Raw genomic sequence first — 20,072 nt, forward strand, 5'->3', positions numbered from 1 at the left:
CAGATAGATAACAATCATTCTCGTTTAAGCCTAAAGTTTCCCCGCTCCTTTCGTCTTTGAGCCAAGGCCTTCCCTTTCCGGGGTGGCCACAAAGACGACAAGGAGTCTTCCGCGATGTTCGCGCCTTTTACCCGTTCCATGACCCTCACACTCGGCCTGTGCGGCGCCGCGTTAAGCCCGGACCTGCTGGCTGAAACCGACCCCGAACATGCCCCGCTCGAACTTGGCGCGACCAACATCTCTGCCGAAGGCCTGGGTGCCACCACCGAACACACCGGCGCCTACACCACGGGCTCGATGAGTACCGCCACCCGCCTGAACCTGTCGGTCAAGGAAACCCCACAATCGATCTCGGTGATCACTCGCCAGCAGATGGATGACTTCAATCTCAATACATTGACCGACGTGCTGCGCCAGACCACCGGGATCAACGTCCAGCATAACGACTCCGACCGCGTGTCCTATTCCTCCCGCGGCTACGGCATCACCAACTTCCAGATTGACGGGATGCTCAATACCTTCGGCTACATGAAGTCCGACGCCGACACCATCATCTATGACCACATCGAGGTGGTACGCGGTGCCACGGGATTGACCACCGGCGCCGGCGACCCCTCGGCCACCATCAATATGGTGCGCAAGCGCCCGACTGCCCAATGGCAGGCGAAAACCGGCGTCAGCGCCGGCAGCCATGACAACTACTACAGCTACCTGGACGTGGGCGGCCCGCTGGCGTTGGACGGCAAGCTGCGCGGGCGCACAGTGCTGGCCTACCGAGACAGCCAATCGTTCCGCGACAACTATGGCCTGCAGCGGGCGGTCGGCTACGGCATTCTGGAAGGTGATCTTTCAGACGATACCGTGCTGGCCGTAGGTTTCGATTACCAGAACAAGCAGGTCCAAGGCACCTCATGGGGCACCGTGCCGTATTGGAACAGCCAGGGCGGCAAGGCCGGGCTGTCGCGCTCCACCAATATGGCGGCGCACTGGAGTTCCTGGCCGCTGACGGACAAGACCACCTTCGCGACCCTCGACCATAGGCTGGGCGGCGACTGGCACGTGAAGGCCGCCTACACCCATCGCCAGAGCGACACGGATGGCAAGGTGTACTACGGCGGCGCGGGCTTCCCCAACGATGATCGCAGCGGCATGACCGCCTGGGCGAGCCATATGCGCGGCACCTCCAGAATGGAAGCCGTCGACCTCAACCTCGCCGGCAGCTATGCGCTGCTGGGCCGCGAACATGCATTGATGATGGGCTATGGCGAGGCCACGCAGCGGGATGTCTCCCCCGTGATGCGCAGCAACATACCTGCCGGCTACTACACCATCGAAGACTGGAAATACATGGGCGGGATCGCCAAGTTCGGCGACACCGTCACCGACCTCAAGGGCGAACACAGCAGCAAGCAACAAAAGGCCGGCTACCTGGCCACGCGCCTGAGCCTTACCGAGCGCTTGCATGCGGTGCTGGGCAGCCGCTATGGCAGTTGGGAACTGAAAAGCGCGGCCCCACAATACGATGCCAACGACCAGCTTACTGCAGCCGGCAAAACCAGCCAGACCCACAATGATATGTGGACGCCCTACGCCGGCCTACTCTACGACCTGACGCCGGAGTACACCGTCTACGCGAGCTACACCGACATCTTCAAGCCACAAAGCCTCAAGGATGCCAGCAAGAAGTACCTGGAACCCGTGGTGGGCAGCAACTATGAGGTCGGCCTTAAAGGGAGCGTACTGGGCGAACGCTTGAACCTGGCGGCTGCGTACTTCTGGAGCACCCAGGACAACGTCGCAGAGCGGGACGACTCGGTAGCGCGGAACCCGACCACTGGCGAGGAGTACTACAAGTCCGGCGGCAAAGGTAACAAGGTCAACGGCTTCGAATTGGAAGCTGCCGGGGAAATCATGCCCGATTGGAACCTGACGGCCGGCTACACCTACACCCATTCGGTCAACGGCTCAGGCAAACGCAACAACACCGGGCAGCCGCTGAACCTGCTGAAGGTCTCCAGCGCCTACCGATTGCCGGGGGCGTGGCGCAACCTCACGGTCGGCGGCGCGGTGAACTGGCAGAGCGACATTTACGATTGGAGCGATCGACCCACAGGGGCTCTCGTCGGCAACACACGGGTGACCGAACGGGCGAAGATCACGCAACAGGCCTACACCGTGGTCAACCTGATGTCCCGCTATCAATTCGACGAGCATCTTTCGGCGTCGCTTAACATTAATAATCTATTTGATAAAAAATATTACGAACGCGTCGGCTTTTATAACGGCGTGTATTGGGGTGACCCACGGGCCGTCACGCTTGCGCTGGACTGGAGACTATAAACAGCGTCTGCAAAGTTAACGAAATCGTTAACTTTCGATCAGCGTCATGTTAACTCCCACTTAATAAGATATCGCCATAGTCGCTCCATGATTCTGATCAAGGAGCGACCGGATACCGATCATTCTTAATGGGAACACTGCGATGAAACTTGCTACCTTGATGCTTGCCAGCCTGATGACCCTGACCTCCGCTGCCGCGTTTGCAGAAGGCGGCTCGGAGCGTTCGAAGCAGTTCTACAAAGATTTCACCTTCACGCAGCAGACACTTCACGGCACGACTGAACAAACGGCGTCCGCCGACGGCAAGACACCGAAAACCAATACTGCCGAACAGGAACAACCCAAGAGTTAATTTAATCTTTGGCTAATCCGCACTACCCGGGGCCACTCCGCTCCGTTGGCAAACGGTTTATTGGGCGCCCTCTAAAGGCGCCCTTTTTTTCGCCCGCTATTTATTAAAGCGGTTTGTTCCAGAACAACATGCGCCCATGGGCCGGATCAAACTTCGAGTCATCAAAACCAAACTTTCGATACGCCGACTGGGCGACGGCATTACCTTCCAGCACCTCCAGGGTGATCTTGCAGCAACCACGCTGGCGGGCAATTTCCTCGACCTTCAGCAGCATTTTCTGGCTCAGCCCCAAGCCGCGAAACTCATTCATCACCACCACGTCGTGAACGTTGACCAAAGGTCGGCTTGCAAAGGTGGAGAACCCCTCAAAGCAATTCACCAGACCGGCCGGCTCACCGCCGACAAACGCCAATACACTGAAGGCATGGGGGCGCTTGGCCAGCTCGGCCGGCAGTTGCTCCAGTAGATCGGCGGGCAGGCTGTGGCCGCCACCCATCGGGTCTTCTGCGTAATGGTTAAGCACGCGGCGAATGGCTTCGGCATGCACAGGATTGGTGTAGCTGGCTTGCAGCACCAGGATATCTGGGGTGTCCATTTCCGTCCTCGATCACGACTACAAGGGAATCTGCTCCCTTTGAGGGGCACGATTGTAAGCGTGGAGTCAGCACCAGATGAAGGAGATTAACTACAAATGTGCGCCCGAAAGCGCGAAGGCTTTGGCGCTAAAAAAGCACAAAGTGCCAATTCAGGGCTTTTTTCGTACAGGTCTCAGCCGAAGCGCTGCAGCTGCATTTCTTGCAACCGACTCAGGGTGCGACGGAAAGGAAACTCCAGGTAACCGTCGGTATACAGGCACTCCAGCGGCACCTGGGCTTCGATAAACAACGGCACCTTGCGGTCGTAGCACTCGTCCACCAGAGCGATGAACCGACGCACACTGTCGTCGTGCACCGACAGCTGCGGTAACTCGCGATCACCGGCCACCACACGCTCGGCTCCGTCCTCGGTGCCACGGGCAATCCGGCCTGGGCGCTTTTGCGCACTCAGGTTGGGCACCTCCCCCAGCAGGATCACCTTGAAGCGATCGCACAGCAGCATGAAATCCATCGCCGCCAGGGGTTGTTCGCACAGGTCCGCATAGCGGCACCAAAGCACGCTGTCACTGGCCTGCACGCAAACGATGGAACGATGCCCAACGGTGACCGGGCCACGACTTACCGTTTGCCCTTCGGCCAATTGTTCGAACACATTCGACAGCGCTTCGGGTCGGTTCACCCAATAGCGCTGCAGGCCAATACCGGGATGCAAGCGATGATCCTCACCACCGTCTACCGCCACCACTTGCATATGCCGCTCGATCGCCGCAATGCCCGGCAGGAAGCGCTCCCGATTGAAGCCATCGGCATACAGCTGGGCCGGCGGTTGATTGGAGGTGCAGACCATCACCACACCGTCCTCGAACATGACCTGGAACAGCCGGCCGAGGATGATCGCGTCACCGATGTCATTGACGAACAGCTCGTCGAAACACAACACCCGCACCTCCCGGCTCAATTCCCGCGCCAGCGCCCGCAACGGGTCATGGGTGCCGGTGAGCTGGAACAGACGCTGGTGCACCCAGCCCATGAAGTGGTGAAAATGCTGACGCCGTGCGGGCACCCGCAGGCTTTGGTAGAACTGATCCATCAACCAGGTCTTGCCACGGCCCACTGGCCCCCACAGGTAAACGCCAGTCACGGGCGAATGGCCTTGATGCAAGGCTGCATGGCAGGCTTGCAGGGCGTCCACCGCCCGGCGCTGGGCGTCGTCGACGACGAAACCCTGTTGGGCGATGGCGTGTTGGTAGGCAGCGAGGGGCGAGTCGAAAGTCATGCCCGCGATTATGACCTACAGGGAGATGTCCAGTCGTGAAATCTTGCCCTGCGCGTTCAGGCGAAAGGTGTAGCGCAATTCCAGCGGGCTGCCGGGAAAGTTGCCGGAGACCACATTGCTGACCAGCACCTTGCCAGTACGGTGCTGCACGTTGAGCACCTCGACACGCGGCTGGTAACGGCGCCCGGTGTCTTCCATCCAGTGCGCAATGGCGGCGGTGCCCACCTGGTGCTGGCCTTCATCGAACACATTGGCATCGTCGGCAAAACAGTGGGCAATGACCGAGGTGTCGCGGGCATTGGTCGCCGCGATATAAGCCGCGATGGCTGGGGCCAGTTCAGGCTGGGACATGGCAAAGCTCCTTCTTAGGTGGTTGTGGCACCATGCTAAGCCAGGGATGTGTCAGTTCTTGTCAGGAGTAAACGGCCCGGTTTCATTCTGCTCCATCAGCTTGCGCCAGGCCCGCAGCCAGTCGCTGCGCCGCCCCGGATAACGTTCACCGAGGGCCTTGGCACTCGCCACGCGGTCGGTGCGAAAGGTGCGATAGGCGCCGCGTAGCTCACACCAAGCCACAACCACCCGCACTTCATTGAGGAACCCCAGGGCCAGGGGCCAGATCAGGCGTTGGCTCTGGGTCTGGCTGGCATCGGCGTAGTCGATATGCAACTTGGCCTGATTGCGGATCGCCTCGCGAAACACATTGAGGGGCACGCGGTTTTCCGGGTAGCCGAACCCTGGCGGGCCGGGCAATAGCGTCGGGTTGCGCAAGGCTTCCTGGGCGGCAGGGTCAAGTACATCGGCAATCTTGGCCAACGCGTTGGCGGCGGCTCGACTCAACACCTCATCCCCGCGCTGATCGACATAACGCAAGCCCAGCACCACGGCTTCGGTTTCCTCGGCGTTGAGCATCAACGGCGGTAGAAACAGCCCGCTGCGCAGCACATACCCTACCCCGGCCTCGCCGAAAATCGGCGCGCCCAGGGCGGTCAACTCAGCAATGTCGCGGTACAGCGTGCGCTCCGACACCTCCAACTGCGCCGCCAGCACGGCGGCGGTCACCGGGCGTTTCTTGCCCCGCAGGGCCTGCAACAAAGTGAGTAGACGAGTGGTACGCGACACGTTGATCCCACCGAATAAGGAAAAGTGCCGCAGCTTAGCAGAGCCTTCTGCCAGGAAACGTCAGCAGCAAAAAAGCGCTCCTTGAACGAAGCTCCGGGGCAAAAAAAACGGCCTGAACAGGCCGTTTTTTTTACCGAAGCGGTTTATTTAAGCAAGACTCTTGCTCACCACCTCGAACACATCGCTGGACAACTCACCCGACCCACGAATGCGCTCCAGCTCCGCCGTCATCAACGCCTGGCGCGCGCTGTCGTATTTACGCCAGCGGGTCAGCGGCGCCAACTGGCGCGAAGCGATCTGAGGGTTGAAAGCATTCAACTGGATCACCAGGTCCGCCAGGAAGCGGTAGCCCGAACCGTCGGCGGCGTGGAAGTTGATCAGGTTCTGCCCGGCAAACGCGCCGATCAGTGCACGCACTTTGTTCGGGTTCTTGATAGTGAATGCCGGGTGCTCCATCAACGCCTTGACCCGCGCCAGCCCGCCCGGCAACGTGCTGCCGGCCTGCACGCTGAACCACTGGTCCATGACCAAGGGGTTGTCCTTGAAGTTCTCGGCAAATACCGCCAGCGCCTGGGTCTTCTCCGCTTCGAACGGCGAGTTCACCAGCACCGCCAGCGCGGTCAGGCGCTCGGTCATGTTGTCGCTGGTGTCGAACTGCTCAAGCGTCGCCGCCAGCACTTCGGGCTTGCCGCTGAGCATCAGGTACGACAGCGCGATGTTCTGCAAGGCACGCCGGGCGAAGTGCTCGGCGGCGGCTACATAAGGCGTCTGCTTGGACAGCTCGCGATTGGCCTGGTAACGCAACCACAGCGGTTCATGCAGGTTGTCAGCCAGTTGCTTGCGCGCAAACTCACGCGCGGCGTGGATGGCATCCACATCCGCCACGTCACTGATTTCCGTCAGGTACGCTTCGCCCGGCAACGACAGCATTTCCGCAACCATGGCCTGGTCCAGGCTTTCGTCGCTCAACACACTGCGCAATGCCGTGATCAGGCGCTGGTCCATCTGCAACGCCTTGCCCTGTTGATGCTGACCGATCAGTTCCTGCAACACCTGCACCGACAGCTGCTGCCCCGCATCCCAGCGATTGAAGCCGTCGCTGTCATGCTGCATCAGGAACATCAGTTGGTCGCGGTTGTACGGGAAGCTCAGTTTCACCGGTGCCGAGAAACCACGCAGCAACGACGGCAATGGCTGTTCGGCGATGTCGACGAAGGTGAAGGTTTGCTCGGCTTCGGTCACCGAAATCACGCGGGACGTGCCGCCGGCTGTCGCTTCACCGACAAGGCGCAAGGCAATGCCCGCGCCCTTCCCGTCCAGCAGGCCCAGCTCGACCGGAATTACGAACGGCAGTTTCTCGACCTTGTCCGGGGTTTCCGGGCAGCTCTGGCGGAAGGTCAGGCTGTAGGTCTTGGCCGCAGCGTCGTAGGACTCGCTCACCGCCAGGCGTGGCGTACCGGCCTGGCTGTACCAGCGCTTGAACTGGCTGAGGTCGGCGCCGTTGGCGTCTTCCATGGCCTTGATGAAGTCGTCGCAGGTCACGGCCTGGCCGTCATGGCGTTCGAAGTACAGGTCGCTGCCTTTACGGAAGCCTTCGGCGCCGAGCAAGGTATGGATCATGCCGACCACTTCCGAGCCTTTTTCGTACACGGTCAAGGTGTAGAAGTTGGATATCTCGATAAAGCTGTCCGGGCGCACCGCATGGGCCATGGGGCCGGCGTCTTCGGCGAACTGGTGGGTACGCAGGTAAGCCACGTCCTGGATGCGCTTGACCGTGGCGGAGTTCATGTCGGCGGAGAAGCCCGAATCACGGAACACGGTGAAACCTTCTTTCAGCGACAGCTGGAACCAGTCGCGGCAGGTCACACGGTTGCCCGACCAGTTGTGGAAGTATTCGTGGGCGACGATGGCCTCGACCCGTTGGTGCGCGGCGTCGGTGGCGGTTTCGGCCCGGGCCAGCACGGCGCTGGAGTTGAAGATATTGAGGCCCTTGTTCTCCATGGCGCCCATGTTGAAGTCGTTGACCGCGACGATCATGAAGATGTCGAGGTCGTACTCGCGGCCGTAGGTTTCTTCGTCCCAGCGCATGGATTTTTTCAGGCTGGTCATGGCGTGCTGGCACTTGTCGATGTTTTCCGGCTCGACGTAGATGCGCAGCGCCACTTCGCGGTTAGTCATGGTGGTGAAGCTGTCTTCGACACACCACAAATCACCGGCCACCAGTGCGAACAGGTAGGCGGGCTTCTTGAACGGGTCTTCCCAGGTTGCCCAGTGGCGGCCGTCTTCACCAGGACCGCTGGCAATCGGGTTGCCGTTGGACAGCAACACCGGGTAGCGGTGTTGCTCGGCGATCACCGTGGTGGTGAAGGCACTCATCACGTCCGGGCGGTCGAGGTAATAGGTGATTTTGCGGAAACCTTCGGCCTCGCACTGGGTGCAGAACATACTGCCGGATTTGTACAAGCCTTCCAGGGCAGTGTTGCTTTCCGGGTGGATGCGCACGCTGGTATCGACCGTGAAGGTCTCGCGGGTCGGATGCAGGGTCAGGTGGCTGTCCGTCAGCTGGTAGTCGGCCTCGCTCAGTTCCTGGTCGCCGAGGTTGACCGTCAGCAACTCCAGCTGCTGGCCGTCGAGTACCAGCGGCGGCAGGCCGCCGCCACGCTCGGGGTTACGGCGCATTACCAGCTGCGCGTGGACCAGGCTGTGGTCCTCGAACAACTCGAAGGTCAGGTGCGTCTCTTCGATCAGGTAGTCCGGCGCCTGATAGTCCTTCAGGTAAATCATCTTCGGTTGTTCGGTGCGCATGGGTGGCATCCTTCTACTGATGCACGGCGAGCTGGTAGGCCGTGTACTTACGAATATTGATCACGCCGGTGTCGAAGATCAGGTATTGGCCCTTGATCCCCAGCAGCGTGCCTTCGGCAATCGGGTTCTTGTCCAGGTTGAAGCTGACGATCTTGGCCGGATACTGCTCCACCGGGTAACGGATTTCCAACGGTTCGAGGTCGGTTACCGGTTGGATGGCCTGCAGGCCGAAGCGTTCCTGTAATTGCAGCAGGCCGTCGGCACAGGAGGCGAACAACTCGTCGCGCACCTGCTTGAGGTCCACCGCTGCCGCGTCGCCCTTGAGCAACGCACGCCAATTGGTCTTGTCCGCCACCTGGCTGCGCAGCACATCCTCGACAAACCCGGATTGCTGGCGTGTAGCCACGCGCATGATCGGCAACGCCTGGCTGGCGCCCTGGTCCAGCCAACGCGTCGGCAATTGCGTGGCACGGGTAATGCCGACCTTGATCCCCGACGAATTGGCCAGGTACACCACGTGGTCGGTCATGCAGAATGTCTCGCCCCAGCCAGGATCGCGGCAGGTGCCGGCGTCGTAATGGCAACGCTCCGGGCTCATGATGCACAAGTCACACTGGGCCAGCTTGGTCATGCACGGGTAGCAGTAGCCCTGGCTGAAGCTGGTCTTGGTCTTGCGGCCGCAATGGCTGCAATGGATGGCACCGAGGTATTCCAGGCGCACATGGGTGCCGATCAGGGGGTTGACCGGCACTTCGGTATCGCCCAAACGAAACGCGTATTGAACGGTCGGCTCACCCAGTTGCGCCGACATTTTGCTGACTGCACCGCGACCAATTTCAATCAATGGATCGCATCCGACTTGAACAGGATGTTCGGCACGGTGGTCGACTTCGACTGGCATTCCTGCGGGCCCATGTAGCCGGTGCGCTGGTCTTCCGGCAGGTTCTGGATCTCCCAGACGATCATGGCCTGCAGGGACAGTTCGCGCTGCTCGGCACTGAGCTTGCGGCCATCGGACCACTTGCCGATTTCCACGGCGAGCTTGAGGCTCTCGTAGATGTCCGGGGTGATGTTTTCGATCATTTCAGCAAAAGAGGACATAAGGCTCTTCCTTATCAAAGAGAGGATTTGCGACGGTTATACAAACCGCCCAGCAAACCGGTAAGGCAACCGATGGCCAGGCCGCCGACGTGGGCAGCGTTGGCAATTTCGCCGAAACCGATCATCGAGACCAGCCCTGACAGGCAGAGCACCAGCCACACCAGCATCATCACCAGCACCCCACGGGGCAAGCGATAGGCCGGGTTGGGCGAGAGTAGTTGAAAGATCCAGCAATGCCCGAGCAGGCCATACAGCACGCCGGACAAGCCACCGAACAGACCCGGGCCACCGTAGGCATATTGCGCGTAGTTGGAGACCAGGCTGAACAACAGGGTCAGGCCAAGCAGGTTGATGCTGCCCTGGCGCACTTCGATACGCCGGCCCAGCTCCCAGTACCACATGCCATTCATGGCCAGGTGCAGGATGCCGAAATGGATCAGCATCGGCGTGACCAGCCGCCACCACTGACCGGAGGCCAACATCTCGGCGAACGGCGTGAACTGGATGTACTCGCCCATCACCCGGAACGGCAGGAAGGTCAGCCAGCTCATGGCCTGCAGGTTTTCACCCAGCAAGGTCACGGCGCCGAAAATGATGCTCGCCAGCAGCACCAGCGCCGTTACCGGGCTATGGCGCACTTGCTGGGCAAAGCCGGGCCGCGTGACCGGCGCCTGCTCGGGAATATCCAGCGTCTGGTCCGGATCACCGGCGGGAAAGCGCTGGTACAGCACGCGCACGTCGTCGCTGATGGTCTCGGGCACCCACAACACCTGCTCGCCGGCTTCCTCGCTGACGCGATGGGGCACTTGCATGCGTTGCAGCAATTTCACGAAACCGCCCAGGTCGACGCTCAACGGCAAGCGCAATACGGGCACGGCACTCATACAATCACCTCGGGTCGCTCAACGTCGACCCATACGAATTTATGCGGATCCAGTCGGGTTTCCTGGTCCAGCCGATACGCCACCAGCTTGCCGTACAGCACCGCGCTGTAGTCCAGGCACGCCAGGTTCGGGCGGATCGGCGCCGGTTTGCCGCTGCGCCAGTAATGGCCGACGAACAGCAAGGGTTCGTCGGCGCCGTAGCGCAGCAGGGAATTTTTTTCATGGGGCGACAAGGGCGTGCGCGCCACCGGCTCAGGCAAGGCGTCGGGCTGGAACACGATGTCGCCGTAGGTTTTCGGGTCGTCTTCCCAGAACTTGGTGCGGAAGAACGAGCGCGTCAGGCCATCGCCACCGGTCAGCGTCAGGCCGTCCGGCAGGCGCATATCGGTGCCGCGCAACAGACGGTCGAAAGCGTTGCAGGCAAAACTGCCGGGCACGGCGGCGGCCTGCAGGAAGTGCTGGTCGATGCAGCCATCCGGGAACGTCGCGCGCAGTGGCTGGATAAAGCCGTCGTCCCAGCACGCATGCACCACGCGGAAACGCCCGGCATCGACAAACAGCGGCATGTCGTAGAACCAGCCGAGGAAGTCGCGCCAGTCGGCCGGGTGGTGCTCGAACTGGGTCAGGGTCTCGTGGATCAGCCGCTCATGCCGTGGGGTGTGCTCACGCACGAACTGCTTGCCACTGCCCGGCGGCGCCGGTGTGGCCCAGCCCAGGGCATTGAACTCGTGGTTACCCATGATGCACAGCGCCTGGCCGGCCTCGGCCATGTCGTGGACGATATGCAGCGCCTCGCGAATGCGAGGGCCACGGTCGATGATATCGCCCAGGAACACCGCCATGCGCGACGGATGGCGCCAGGTGCCAGCCTGCTTGTGGTAGCCCAACTGCTCGAGCAAGTGCTCAAGGGTATGAGCGCAACCGTGCACGTCACCAATCAGGTCGTAGCTACGCGCGGGATCGAGCATCAGTCGCCTCCACCCCCCAAGCGGCTGCCCCAGCCCAACTTGGTGCGGCACACTTCGTAGTAGTTGTGATCCAGCGGGTGGATCAACCGCAACTTCTGTGCCTTCTTGCTCACGGTGATGGTGTCACCGGGGGCGCAGGTGAAATGGTTCTGCCCGTCACAGGAGACTTGCGGGTAGATCTGCATGTCTTTGGACACCACGATTTTCAGCTCACTGTTGCCATCGACCACAATTGGCCGACTGGACAACATATGGGGGTACATCGGCACGATCACAATGGCATCGAGCTTGGGATGCATGATCGGGCCACCGGCCGACAGCGCGTAGGCGGTGGAGCCGGTCGGGGTGGCGACGATCAGGCCGTCGGCCTTCTGGCTGCACACGAACTGGCCGTCGATATACAGCTCGAATTCGATCATCCGCGTGGATTTGCCCGGGTGCAGCACCACGTCATTGAGCGCATCGCCCTGGCCGATGGCTTCGCCGTGGCGGCGCACTTCGGCCTGCAGCAGGAAGCGGTTTTCCACCAGGTAATGGCCGTCGAGCACCTTGGCCACTTCGACTTCCAGCTCGTCGGGGCGGATATCAGTGAGAAACCCCAGGCTGCCGCGGTTGATCCCCAGCACCGGCACGTTATGCCGCGCCAGGGCCCGGGCCGCGCCGAGCAGGCTGCCATCGCCGCCGACCACGATGACCATGTCGCAGACTTCGCCAAGCATCTTGCGCGAGGAGGTTTGCAGGCCGTGGCCGGGGAGGATTTCGGCGATGGTGTCTTCGAGGATCACATGCAGGTGGCGTTCCAGCAGGAATTTTTTCAGCCGGCGGACGGTGTCCAACACCTGGGTACTGCCCAGGCGACCGATAATGCCGATATTGCGAAAGTGCTCCATGGGGCTCCTGCGGGATTGGGGGTGTGGCAAAAAAGAAACGATTATGGGCGAAAGGCCGCCTCAGGCAAAATCCTTTGTCGCCGTGAAGCCTTGATGACAACGGTTCTCGCCCACCTGCGCAACGGTTAAAGGGCTATGCTCGGACCATGACTGTGTTCCCGGATTTGCACAACCTGCCCCGCCAGCTGCGCCACCCCGAGGTGCGCGACCTGGCGTGGGTGATGCTTGCCCCGCCGATGCTCGCGCAAACACCTTGGCCGCAGCGCCACCCGCTGGCGGGCAGCGACTGGGTGCAGGCGCCCGAGCGTCTTGAACACTGGCTACGCGCACTCGACCAGGACAGCCGCGCCTTGCAGCATTGGCTGAGCCTGTCGCGCACCCGGCGCCTGGGCCTGTACTACGAACGCCTGTGGCAGTTCGCCGTGCAGCACGCGCCGGGGGTGGAATTGCTCGCCGCCAACCTGCCGATCCGCCGTGCCGGGCACACCCTGGGCGAGCTGGACATGCTGCTGCGCGACCGCGATGGCGTGCACCACCTGGAACTGGCGATCAAGCTCTATCTCGGCCCGCAGGACGGCAACGGCCGGGACACCGCGCAGTGGCTGGGCCCGGGCTGCCATGACCGGCTGGACCGCAAGCTGGCGCACCTGGCCCAGCATCAATTGCCGATTTCGGCGCGGGCGGAGAGCCGTGAGGTGTTGGCGGCCCTGGATATTCAGCAGTTTGACGCGCACCTGTGGCTCGGCGGGTATTTGCTCTATCCATGGCCGGGCCAGGCCGAATCGCCCCACGGTGCCCATCCGCAGCATTTGCGCGGGCGCTGGTTGCATCAACGTGATTGGCGGGATTTTGTCAGCGCCAGCGCGCCAGGTCGCTGGCAACCGTTGCCCCGGCATGCGTGGCTGGCGCCGGCGCACTACCCGGCGGACGAAGTGTGGAGTGAAGGACAGATGCAGGCCTGGCTGGCAGACCTTGATCCGATGGCACCCGCACAGTTGCTCGTGCGCATGGTGCAGAACGGCGAGGATTGGGAGGAAGCCGAACGGTTGTTCCTGGTGGCGGATCTTTGGCCGAATGTGCCGGGGGCTGGCTGATAGAGTGTGTGGTGTATTGAGGGCCTCATCGGGGGCAAGCCCCCTCCCACACTGACCGCATTCCAAAGGGTGTACTCGATCAAATGTGGGAGGTGGGCTTGCCCCCGATGGCGACGGTACCGGCACTACAACTCATCGATATGCCGATAATCCAACTGCAACCCCGCCGCCAACGCCTGGGCCCGCCCCAGCCTGATCGGCCCGCGCTCGATATCCACCAGCAACCCCGCACACGCCAATAACGGCAACCCGTCGATGTCCTTGAGTCGCCCATCCGTAATCACCAGCACGCGCTGCTGCTCCGCGGGATAACGCTTGCGCCGCGCCAGCAGCCAATGCCCGGCCTCGGTCAGCGCCGCCAGCAATGGCGTACCACCGCCTGCACCCAACTGATCCAGCCAGCCCGCCAGGCCTTTCGCTGCTTTCAACCCCTGTACCTGCCACTTCGGCGCCTGGCCGCTGGCGGTCAACAACGCCATGCGTGCGCGTTGCCGGTAGGCGTCGTCAAACAGCTGGGCGAGCAATCCCTTCGCGTCGGTTAATGCACGATGCCGCCGGGTGGACGCCGACGCATCCACGATCACCAGCCACAACTCATGGGGCGAGCGGCTGCGCAGGTGGTAGCGCAGGTCTTCACGGGAGTGCGGCCGACCGCCGAGCAAGGTGCCCGGCCAGTTGATCGAACCCTGCTGCGCACTGCGTGCCTTGCCCTGCCTGCCGTTGTCCAGTCGCCCCGCCTTGGGGCGGGCATCCGCCCCCGCGTCAGGTCGGGGGCGAATGCCTAGGGCTTTTTTGGCCAGGTGGGCACGTCTCGGCGTGTGCCGGTGGGCAGGGCCGGCGCGGGCATGTCGCCCCATTGGCCTTGCCCGGGCGACGTATCCGAGGGTGTCGGCGACTGCCCTTGATTGGGTGGGCTGGCCGGTGGAGATTGCTCCTGGCGACGGTGGCGCAAGGCAAATTCCGCAACCGCTTCGATGTCTTCTTCGGCAATTTTATCCGCGCCCCGCCACGCCGCGTGGGCCCGGGCGCCGCGCAGCCAGACCAGGTCAGCACGCAAGCCGTCGACACCTGCGGCAAAGCAACGCTCGGTGATCTGCGCCAAGGCCTGATCATCCAGATCGATACTGTCCAGCCGCGCCCGCGCCTGGGTGCAGCGCTCGCGCAACGCTGCCTGCTGCTCGGTCCACTGCGCGCAGAAAGCGGCGGGGTCGCTGTCGAAATCCAGGCGACGCCGGATGATCTGCCCGCGCTCGGACGGCACCGTCTGCCCGCTCAGCGCTACGTTGAAACCGAAACGGTCCAGCAGCTGCGGGCGCAACTCGCCCTCCTCCGGGTTCATCGTGCCGATCAGTACAAAGCGCGCCGAATGCCGATGGGAGATGCCGTCGCGTTCGATCAGGTTGGTGCCGCTGGCGGCGACGTCGAGCAACAGGTCCACCAGGTGATCAGGCAACAAGTTGACTTCATCCACATACAACACGCCGCCGTCCGCCTTGGCCAGCACGCCAGGGGAAAACTGCGCGCGGCCTTCGCCCAGCGCGGCGTCGAGGTCCAGGGTCCCGACCAGACGCTCTTCGGTGGCGCCCAGCGGCAAGGTGACAAATTGCCCGCTGGCCAGCAGATCCGCCAGGCCACGGGCCAGGGTTGATTTGGCCATGCCGCGTGGGCCTTCAATCAGCACGCCACCGATCTTCGGGTCGATGGCGGTCAGGCACAGCGCCAGTTTCAGGTCGTCGGCGCCGACCACGGCGGACAGCGGGAAATGGGGAATATTGGTCATCAGCTGTCTTCTTCTATATCCAGCAACAGGTTTTCCAACGCCTCGCGGTACGCCCCCGGTTCCTGCCACAAACCGCGCTGCTGAGCTTCGAGCATGCGCTCGGTCATATCACGCAGCGCTGCGGGGTTGTGCTGCTGCACAAAGGCCCGGGTGTCAGGGTCGAGCAGGTAGGCGTCGGCGAGCAATGCATATTGATGATCGTCAATCAGCTCAGTGGTGGCGTCGAAGGCGAACAGATTGTCCACGGTCGCGGCCATTTCGAACGCACCTTTATAGCCGTGGCGCTTCACCCCGTCGATCCACTTGGGGTTGGCGGCGCGGGAACGGATCACCCGGTTCAGCTCTTCCTTCAAGGTGCGAATCCTGGGCAGGTCCGGCTGGCTGTGGTCGCCATGGTAGCTGACGGCCTTGTCGCCGCTCAGGGTTTCCACGGCAGCGAGCATGCCGCCCTGGAACTGGTAGTAGTCGTTGGAGTCGAGCAGGTCGTGCTCGCGGTTATCCTGGTTCTGCAACACCGCCTGCACCTGGCTCAGGCGCTGGACGAACTGCTCGCGAGCGGCGGTGCCTTCATCGGAACCGCCATAGGCGTAGCCGCCCCAGTTCAGGTAGACCTCGGCCAAGTCCTCGCGGCTTTGCCACAGACGCCCGTCAATGGCGCCCTGCACGCCCGCGCCATAGGCACCGGGCTTGGCCCCGAAGATACGCCAGCCGGCCTGTTTCGCCGCCACCTCGTCATCCAGGCCGGACGCCAGCAACGCCGCGCGCTCACTGCGCACCTTGGCGGCCAGTGGGTTCATGTCGTCCGGCTCATCCAGGGCAGCCACCGCTTGCACCGCCGCGTCGAACAGGCGGATCAGGTTGGCGAACGCATCGCGGAAAAACCCGGACACGCGCAGCGTGACGTCCACGCGCGGGCGGTCCAGCAGGCTGATCGGCAGGATTTCAAAGTCATCCACCCGTTGACTGCCCGTGGCCCACACCGGCCGTACGCCCATCAGCGCCATGGCCTGGGCGATGTCGTCGCCACCGGTGCGCATGGTGGCCGTGCCCCACACCGACAGGCCGAGCTGGCGCAGGTGGTCGCCGTGGTCCTGCAGGTGCCGCTCAAGCATCAGGTTGGCCGACTGGAAACCGATGCGCCATGCCGTGGTCGTGGGCAGGTTACGCACATCCACGGTAAAGAAATTGCGCCCGGTAGGCAGCACATCCAGGCGCCCACGGCTCGGCGCGCCGCTTGGCCCAGCCGGCACAAAACGCCCGCCGAGGGCATCCAGCAAGCCGTGCATTTCCGCAGGGCCGCAGGCATCCAGGCGTGGCGCGACCACAATGCGCAGGCTTTCGATCACCGCCTTCACATCCTCCCAGCCGGGCTCTTCCAGCTGTTCCACCGGCCCTTCCAATGCCTGCTCGATCAGTCGCGCGGCGTACAGTTCCAGGCGCTCGCGGGTATCACCAGCGGTACGCCACAACTGCGTATCGATCGTCTGCAACACCGCCGGGCGTCGTCCGGTCCAGGGCTCAGCCAGGGCGCAGTCCAGCGGGTCGAAGCCCAACTCGAAGGCTTTGGCCAACACGCGCAGCAGGCTCGATTGCGGGCCACGGCCATCGCCACGCGGGATGCGCAGCAAAGCCAGCAGGGTGTCAATCCGCAAGCGACCCTGCGGGGACTCGCCAAAGATATGCAGGCCGTCACGGATCTGCGATTCCTTCAAGTCACACAGGTAGGTGTCCAGGCGCGGCAGCCAAATCGCAGCATCGGCGTCGCCATCCAGTTCAAGCTCCTGGTCGATACGGGTTTCGCGAACCAGTTGGAGGATGTCTTTTTGCAGTTCGCGGGCACGGCGCGGGTCGAGCAGTTGGGCTTCGTAGTATTCGTCCGCCAATAGCTCCAGATTACGCAACGGCCCGTAGGTTTCGGCGCGGGTCAGCGGCGGCATCAGGTGGTCGATGATCACCGCCTGGGTGCGCCGCTTGGCCTGGGCGCCCTCGCCCGGGTCGTTGACGATAAACGGGTAGATGTTCGGCAGCGGCCCCAGCAGCGCATCCGGCCAGCAGTTCTCCGAGAGCCCCACGCCCTTGCCCGGCAGCCATTCCAGGTTGCCGTGCTTGCCCACATGGATCACGCCATGGGCGCCGTAGGTGTGGCGCAACCAGAAGTAGAACGCCAGGTAGCCGTGGGGCGGCACCAGGTCCGGGTCGTGGTACACCGCGCTGGCATCCACCTGGTAACCCCGGGCCGGCTGGATGCCGATGAAGGTCAGGCCCAGGCGCAGGCCGGCGATCATCAGGCGGCCGTCGCGGAACATCGGATCGTTGTGCGGAGCGCCCCAACGCTCCAGCACCGCCTGGCGATTGGACTCAGGCAAGCGCTGGAACATCGCCTCGTAGTCGTCCAGGCCCAGGCTTTGATGGCAGGGGCGCAGGTCGAGGCTGTCGAGATCGTTGGTGACGCCGCCGAGCAGATCATGGATCAGCGTAGTGCCGCTTTCGGGCAATTGATCCTGCACCGGATAACCTTCGGCTTGCAGGGCGCGCAGGATATTCAGCGCGGCGGCCGGGGTGTCCAGGCCCACGCCATTGCCGATGCGACCGTCGCGGGTCGGGTAGTTGGCGAGGATCAGCGCAATGCGTTTATCCGCATTCGGCAGCCGTGCCAGTTCGACCCAACGGCGCGCCAATTCAGCGACGAAATCCATGCGCTCGGGCGCTGCGCGGTAGCACACCACGTCCGACTGGCTGCGCTCGCTGCGCCAGGCCAGATCCTTGAAGCTGATCGGCCGGCTGATAATCCGCCCATCCAGCTCGGGCAAGGCAATGTGCATCGCCAGGTCGCGAGGGCCAAGGCCTTGCTCGCTGGCCTGCCAGCCCGGCTGGTTATCCTGGGCGCAAATCGCCTGGATTACCGGGATATTGCGACGAAACGGCCGCAGATGCGGGGCTTCGGGGCTGGATTGGGCAAAACCGGTGGTGTTCAGGATCACCGCCGCGCCGACCTCATCCAGCAGGTCCTCGACCACCGTCAGGCAGCCGGGCTCTTTCAAACTGGCCACCGCCATCGGCAACGGGTTAAGGCCCGCCGCCTGCAAGCGCTGGCAGAACACATCAATAAAACCGGTATTGGCCGCCTGCAGGTGCGAGCGGTAGAACAGCACCGCCGCCACGGGCCAATCCGCGTGCCAATCGGTCTGCCAGTCATTGAGACGAGGGTTGGCTTTATGCGGGTGATAAATCGCCGTGCGCGGCAGGGTTTGCGGCTCGGCCCAGGCATAGTCGCGTTCGAGGTAGCCGCTGGCCAGGCAGCGATAGAAGTCCAGGGCATTGCCCAAACCACCCTGACGAAGGAAGTGCCACAGGCGGTCGCGCTGTTCGGCACTCACCGTGCTCAGGCCGCTGAGTTCCGGGTCCGGGCGATCATCCCCCGGCACCAGGATCAGGGTGACGCCGCGCGCGGCCAGCTCCACAAGACGCTCGATGCCGTAGCGCCAGTAACCGATGCCGCCATGCAGCGAAATCAGGATGACCTTGGCGTGGCGCAGCACTTCGTCTACATACAGGTCGACCGAGGCATGGTTCTGCACCTGCATCGGGTTGGCCAGGCGCAGGCTGGGGTAGTCCTCAGGCAACTGCTGGGCCGCTTCGGCCAGCAGCGCCAGGCTGGAATCGCCGCTGCACAGAATCACCAGTTCAGCGGGGGTTTGGCCAAGGTCGGCAATATTGTCGTCCGCGACGAAACCACCGGGCTGAGTCCTGAGCAGGTGCATGGGTTAAACGCTGAGGGCAGCGCGCAGCTGCGCTTCGAGGCCCGCCGCGTCCAGCTCCTGGCCGATCAGCACCAGCCGTGTGATGCGCGCTTCGTCGGCGCCCCAGGCACGGTCGAAGTGCTTGTCGAAACGCGTGCCCACGCCCTGGATCAGCAGGCGCATCGGTTTGTTCGGGATGGCGGCGAAGCCTTTGACGCGCAGGATGCCGTGCTGAACCACCAATTGGGTCAGGGCGTCGAGCAGCAGCGCCTCGTCGGCTTGGGGCAGGTCTATGGAGATGGAATCGAAGGCATCGTGATCATGATCGTCTTCACCATCGTGGTGATGATCGTGGTGGCTATGGCGACCGTCGATATGTTCTTCGGAACCCGCGCCGAGACCGATCAATACATCCAACGGCAGGCGACCGCTGCTGGCTTCGATGACCTTCACAGCCGGCGGCAGTTCTTCGGCGACTTCCAGGCGTACACGGGCCAGGTCTTCGGCGCTGATCAGGTCGGATTTGTTGAGGATCACCAGGTCGGCGCTGGCCAGTTGGTCGGCAAACAGCTCGTGCAGCGGCGATTCATGGTCCAGGTTCGGGTCGAGTTTGCGCTGGGCATCGACCTGGTCCGGGAACGCGGCAAAGGTGCCGGCGGCCACGGCCGGGCTGTCGACCACGGTGATGACCGCATCAACCGTGCAGGCGCTGCGGATTTCCGGCCACTGGAAGGCCTGTACCAACGGTTTTGGCAGGGCCAGGCCCGAAGTTTCGATAAGGATATGGTCGAGGTCGCCGCGACGGGCGACCAGTTCGCGCATCACCGGGAAGAACTCTTCCTGCACCGTGCAGCACAGGCAGCCGTTGGCCAGCTCGTACACGCGGCCGTTGGCCTCTTCTTCGGTGCAACCGATGGAGCACTGCTTGAGGATTTCACCGTCGATGCCCAGCTCGCCGAACTCGTTGACGATCACCGCAATGCGCCGGCCCTGGGCGTTGTCGAGCATATGGCGCAGCAAGGTGGTTTTGCCCGAGCCAAGGAAGCCGGTAACGATGGTGACGGGGAGTTTGGCCAGTGTTTTCATCGGATGCCCTTTGGGGCGGGCATACGGGACGATAGGCCCTG

The 20,072-nt window shown here is 62.7% G+C and carries 17 protein-coding genes; 3 read left to right on the plus strand and 14 right to left on the minus strand.

The annotated features are described in order from the left end of the window. Positions 1-114: 114 nt before the first annotated feature. Together FBY10_RS18330 and FBY10_RS18335 are read left to right on the plus strand one after the other, a co-directional pair. The gene (locus FBY10_RS18330) at positions 115-2,340 is read left to right on the plus strand and encodes a TonB-dependent siderophore receptor (protein ID WP_131696614.1); all 2,226 of its coding nucleotides are present in this window, start codon (positions 115-117) and stop codon (positions 2,338-2,340) included. A 142-nt stretch (positions 2,341-2,482) separates the two neighbouring features. After that, positions 2,483-2,692: a hypothetical protein gene (locus FBY10_RS18335; protein ID WP_131696615.1), complete on the plus strand. Its 210-nt coding sequence runs from the start codon at positions 2,483-2,485 to the stop codon at positions 2,690-2,692. A gap of 103 nt (positions 2,693-2,795) precedes the next feature. Here the strand turns inward: FBY10_RS18335 and FBY10_RS18340 are convergent, their stop codons facing one another. The 10 genes from FBY10_RS18340 to FBY10_RS18385 form a co-directional block, all read right to left on the minus strand. Next, on the minus strand, positions 2,796-3,287 hold the full coding sequence (locus FBY10_RS18340) for a GNAT family N-acetyltransferase (protein WP_131696616.1): 492 nt from the start codon (positions 3,285-3,287) through the stop codon (positions 2,796-2,798). Between the two features lie 173 nt (positions 3,288-3,460). Beyond that, a complete protein-coding gene (zapE, locus tag FBY10_RS18345) occupies positions 3,461-4,564 on the minus strand; it encodes a cell division protein ZapE (protein ID WP_145337285.1) in 1,104 nt (367 codons plus the stop codon). A gap of 15 nt (positions 4,565-4,579) precedes the next feature. Continuing rightward, positions 4,580-4,915: a nuclear transport factor 2 family protein gene (locus tag FBY10_RS18350; protein ID WP_145337284.1), complete on the minus strand. Its 336-nt coding sequence runs from the start codon at positions 4,913-4,915 to the stop codon at positions 4,580-4,582. Between the two features lie 51 nt (positions 4,916-4,966). After that, positions 4,967-5,683, minus strand: coding sequence for a YafY family protein (locus FBY10_RS18355; RefSeq protein WP_145337283.1), 717 nt, complete (start codon positions 5,681-5,683; stop codon positions 4,967-4,969). A gap of 147 nt (positions 5,684-5,830) precedes the next feature. Then, positions 5,831-8,488: an aminopeptidase N gene (pepN, locus tag FBY10_RS18360; protein ID WP_145337282.1), complete on the minus strand. Its 2,658-nt coding sequence runs from the start codon at positions 8,486-8,488 to the stop codon at positions 5,831-5,833. Between the two features lie 13 nt (positions 8,489-8,501). Next, positions 8,502-9,332, minus strand: coding sequence for a DUF2797 domain-containing protein (locus FBY10_RS18365; RefSeq protein ID WP_065941225.1), 831 nt, complete (start codon positions 9,330-9,332; stop codon positions 8,502-8,504). Then, positions 9,329-9,589, minus strand: a complete 261-nt coding sequence (locus FBY10_RS18370) for a YeaC family protein (protein ID WP_145337281.1) — start codon at positions 9,587-9,589, stop codon at positions 9,329-9,331. The genes FBY10_RS18365 and FBY10_RS18370 overlap by 4 nt, the downstream gene beginning before the upstream one ends. Before the next feature lie 14 nt (positions 9,590-9,603). Continuing rightward, entirely contained in the window at positions 9,604-10,473 is an 870-nt protein-coding gene (locus FBY10_RS18375; protein WP_145337280.1) for a rhomboid family intramembrane serine protease, read from the minus strand. Further along, positions 10,470-11,444, minus strand: coding sequence for a metallophosphoesterase (locus FBY10_RS18380; RefSeq protein WP_178116770.1), 975 nt, complete (start codon positions 11,442-11,444; stop codon positions 10,470-10,472). Before FBY10_RS18380 ends, FBY10_RS18375 begins: the two co-directional genes overlap by 4 nt. After that, complete coding sequence (locus tag FBY10_RS18385) at positions 11,441-12,331, minus strand: NAD(+) kinase (protein ID WP_003190745.1); 891 nt, start codon at positions 12,329-12,331, stop codon at positions 11,441-11,443. The genes FBY10_RS18380 and FBY10_RS18385 overlap by 4 nt, the downstream gene beginning before the upstream one ends. A 146-nt stretch (positions 12,332-12,477) precedes the next feature. Between FBY10_RS18385 and FBY10_RS18390 the strand changes: the two genes are divergently transcribed. Further along, positions 12,478-13,425, plus strand: a complete 948-nt coding sequence (locus FBY10_RS18390) for a DUF1853 family protein (protein WP_131696623.1) — start codon at positions 12,478-12,480, stop codon at positions 13,423-13,425. Positions 13,426-13,550: 125 nt separating this feature from the next. On the opposite strand, the gene FBY10_RS18395 is transcribed toward FBY10_RS18390, so the two are convergent. The 4 genes from FBY10_RS18395 to cobW are packed head-to-tail and all read right to left on the minus strand — an operon-like array spanning position 13,551 to position 20,031. Next, positions 13,551-14,153: a VWA domain-containing protein gene (locus FBY10_RS18395; protein ID WP_145337343.1), complete on the minus strand. Its 603-nt coding sequence runs from the start codon at positions 14,151-14,153 to the stop codon at positions 13,551-13,553. Positions 14,154-14,206: 53 nt separating this feature from the next. Continuing rightward, on the minus strand, positions 14,207-15,205 hold the full coding sequence (locus FBY10_RS18400; RefSeq protein ID WP_131696624.1) for an ATP-binding protein: 999 nt from the start codon (positions 15,203-15,205) through the stop codon (positions 14,207-14,209). After that, positions 15,205-18,966 (minus strand): cobaltochelatase subunit CobN, encoded by a 3,762-nt coding sequence (gene cobN, locus FBY10_RS18405; RefSeq protein WP_145337278.1) that lies wholly within the window; start codon positions 18,964-18,966, stop codon positions 15,205-15,207. Before cobN ends, FBY10_RS18400 begins: the two co-directional genes overlap by 1 nt. 3 nt (positions 18,967-18,969) lie before the next feature. Further along, on the minus strand, positions 18,970-20,031 hold the full coding sequence (gene cobW / locus FBY10_RS18410) for a cobalamin biosynthesis protein CobW (RefSeq protein WP_131696626.1): 1,062 nt from the start codon (positions 20,029-20,031) through the stop codon (positions 18,970-18,972). Positions 20,032-20,072: the final 41 nt, after the last annotated feature.

Origin of the sequence: Pseudomonas sp. SJZ103, from assembly GCF_007828335.1 — a bacterium.
Taxonomy (GTDB): domain Bacteria; phylum Pseudomonadota; class Gammaproteobacteria; order Pseudomonadales; family Pseudomonadaceae; genus Aquipseudomonas.